We start from the raw sequence: 3379 nt of genomic DNA on the forward strand, positions 1-3379 counted from the left end.
GATCTGATCATCCTGCCTCTTTTTCCTCAATATTCCGGTACGACCAGTGGAACGATCATCGAAGCCGCTTTTAATGAGCTGAAAAAATGGCGGTGGATGCCATCTATTCAAACTATTAATGGGTATCACGACCATCCAGCTTATATCTCGGCGGTGGCGACAAGTATCAAAGAAGCTTGGAATCAATCTCAGAAACCAGAAAAGCTGATGCTTTCCTTTCACGGCATTCCCAAAGATTATGTGACCAAAGGTGACCCATACGAGGTAGAGTGTTTGCGAACCGCAGAACTGCTCGCAGCAAAACTTTTTCTGGAAGTGGGTGATTGGGTGGCAACCTTCCAGTCTCGTTTGGGGCGCCAGGAGTGGCTCAAACCCTATACAAATGAAGCTCTTGAAAAATTTGGTGCTGATCGGTTAACTAATTTAAATGTGGTCTGCCCCGGCTTTGCAGTTGACTGTCTTGAAACGGTAGATGAGATCGAATATGAGGGGCGAAATCTTTTTCAGAATGCTGGTGGGGGAGAGCTCCGCTACATCCCCGCGTTGAATGATAGCGAATTACATATCCAGGCGCTTACAGAAATCATTTTTTCGTCAGGGAGGCAAAATGCCTGAACGTAAGAAAATAATTATTATTGGTGGCGGCATTACTGGATTGAGTGCAGTCTGGGAAGCACAACAGCTTGGTTTATCTTATTCCCTGATAGAAAAAGATGATCGTTTGGGTGGAAAGGTGCATACGAAAATTGTTAATTTGCCCGGAGGAAAGGGCATCATTGACGGAGGCCCAGAATCTTTTATCACACGTAAGCCAGAAGCATGGGACCTGGCCTGCGAATTGGGTCTAAAGGATAAGATGGTTGATCCCGGTGCGGAAACTCGCCATATATTTATCCTTGATGGGGGGAAGCCTGTCGCCGTTCCTCTTGCTCCGATTGCTTTTGCGAAATCTCCACTGATGAGTTTGCGCAGCAAAATGCGCATGCTGACAGAACCTTTCCAGCCTGCAAAAAAAGACGATTTGGATGAATCCCTGGCTGATTTTGTCACGCGACGCCTGGGACGTGAAGCCCTTGACAAATTCATTGGACCGATTCTTGGCGGTATTTATAATACCAATCCGGATACGCAAAGCATTCTCGTTTCCTCGCCGATCATGCGGGAAATGGAAGCGGATTATGGGGGTCTTTTTAAAGCTGTAATTGGCCGGATGGTAGCCACCCGAAAGAATAAGAAAAATGGAGAAGAAAAGCGCCCTCGTTTCGGAGCATTTGCATATGGTTTACAGGAACTGGCTGATGAGCTGGTAAATCAATTGACGGGCGATCTTCGATTAAGGGCGGAAATTACCAGAGTCGCAAAGAATGGTGGGAACTACCAAATTACTTTGGCAGATGGAGAAACTCTATCTGCTGATGCATTGATTTTCACCACGCCGGCCAATGTGACTGCGAATTTATTGAATGATATTGCTAAAAAATCGGCTGCAAAATTGGCAACCATCCGGCATGAAAATATCGGTACGGTGACCTTGATCTATAAGGCTGAAGATGCGGTCACCCCCGTTCGTATTCACGGATTGATGATCCCTCGAAGGGAGAATCGCGCTATAGATGCGATTACCTTTACATCTTTGAAGATGCCCACCCGATCACCGGAAACTTATAGCATGATCCGCGTATTTTTTGGCGGAAGCAGGCCCGAGATCGTTGAGATGTCGGATGCAGATTTACAAAAAACTGTTCAAAATGAATTGAGAGAGTTGATCGGCATTACAGCGGAGCCAATTGAGATAGTCCCCTTCCGCTGGCCGCATAGTTTCCCTCAGGCTGATGTAGGTCACCTTGATTTGGTGACTGAAATTGAAAACTTGCTCCCTACTGGCGTATATTTGGCAGGGAGTTCATATCGTGGCATTGGTGTGCCGGATTGTATCCAACAGGGACGTCAGGCGGTAAAACAAGCCCAGTCGTACCTGAATTAGAGATTGAAAGGAAATTCAATGAAAACCGTCGCTCGTGTACTCAACAACATTCGTCTTGGCTTTTTTCCTGTGGCATATGGTCTGAGCGGTGCCCTTATCGGCGGAACGCTCAATAGAATTATGATCGCCGAGATGGAAATGCCCGCTTCGCTGGTCGGGCTTTTCTTTGCGGTACCGCTGCTGGTCTCGCCAGCCAGAATCTGGTTCGGCTATCGCTCAGATGGTTTTTTACTCTTTGGGAAACGCCGCGAGCCATATATTGTTTTAGGCGCATTCCTGATTGGTTTGGGGATCATTTCAATCAGCATGCTCTCAATCAATCTTGCTGGCAGTGGCATTGTTCTCGCCATTGGTGTATTTACAGCCTTTCTGATTTACGGTGTAGGGCGAAACCTGGGACATAATACCTTCCAGGCTCTTGTCGCAGACCGTTATGAAAGCGAATCCGGCCGTGCCCGCGCTGTTACGTTTTACGAAGTTGCCACGTTGCTTGGTCTCATCGCTGGAGCAGGCGGGTTAGGAAAAGCTCTCGAAAATTATGATCCCGCCGGCCTGACCAAGGTTGCAATTGGTGTTGCCGTGGTTGTTCTTGTTCTGGCAATTTTTGCCGCCATAAAACAAGAGCCGCGTGGGAAAGATGTCGATACAGCGGTAGCCTCGGCAAGCAAAACACCCTTCAAGCAGGTTTTACAAGAAGTGGTCTTGCCTGATAAACAAATTCGCTCTTTCTTTATTCTCGTCCTGTTTACTTTTATTGGCACCCTTGCACAAGACGTCCTCCTTGAACCCTACGGTGCGCTCGTTTTAGATATGCCAGTAGGTGACACCACTCGTCTGACCATGTTCTGGGGTATCGGTGTGATGCTCGCCATGATCCTTTCTGGGACAGTATTTATCAAATGGCTTGGTTATATGAAAGTAATGAGGATCGGGATTGTGTCCAGCGCACTGGTATTTGTTGGACTCATCATTCTTGGCCTGGTTGGACAGGCCGATGCCTTCAAAGCTATCGTTTTCGTAATGGGCTTTGGGACCGGAATGGCTGGCGCAGGGATGCTCACCGGCATTATCTCCTTTACCACACCAATCCGCGCCGGGATGTTGATGGGTGTTTGGGGTATGGCTAATATGATCGGTCATGCACTCGGCAGCCTGATCGGCGGCAGCATTGTCGATATCGTCCGTTTTTGGTTGGGGGGCAGTGCATTTGCCGCTTATTCCTCTGTCTTCGGGATGGAGGTCATTATGCTGGCAATTGCTTACTGGCTTTCAACCCGGCTGGATATGTCGGCTTCAAAGGCAAAACTTGAGGCTGAAGAAGTTCTACCTGCCTAGTGCCTTTGCTTTTATCTTTGTATCTTGCAGAGTTTGTGACTTAGACTTGCTACGCGTGGG

At 47.9% G+C, this 3379-nt stretch carries 3 protein-coding genes; all 3 read left to right on the top strand.

The annotated features are described in order from the left end of the window. A partial coding sequence (gene hemH, locus AC3DOM_RS14615; RefSeq protein WP_487919781.1) for a ferrochelatase occupies window positions 1-615 on the top strand: 615 nt, incomplete at its 5' end. Beyond that, complete coding sequence (gene hemG, locus AC3DOM_RS14620) at window positions 608-1984, top strand: protoporphyrinogen oxidase (RefSeq protein WP_487919782.1); 1377 nt, start codon at window positions 608-610, stop codon at window positions 1982-1984. The genes hemH and hemG, both read left to right, overlap by 8 nt. 18 nt (window positions 1985-2002) lie before the next feature. Continuing rightward, on the top strand, window positions 2003-3319 hold the full coding sequence (locus AC3DOM_RS14625) for a BCD family MFS transporter (RefSeq protein ID WP_487919783.1): 1317 nt from the start codon (window positions 2003-2005) through the stop codon (window positions 3317-3319). The last annotated feature ends 60 nt before the right edge of the window (window positions 3320-3379 follow it).

The sequence above is a fragment of the Candidatus Desulfolinea nitratireducens genome (assembly GCF_982879505.1).

What these genes read in the sequence shown, in the direction of transcription:
- hemG (WP_487919782.1), top strand. Translation starts at nt 608, where the DNA reads ATGCCTGAACGTAAGAAAATAATTATTATTGGTGGCGGCATTACTGGA.
- AC3DOM_RS14625 (WP_487919783.1), top strand. Translation starts at nt 2,003, where the DNA reads ATGAAAACCGTCGCTCGTGTACTCAACAACATTCGTCTTGGCTTTTTT.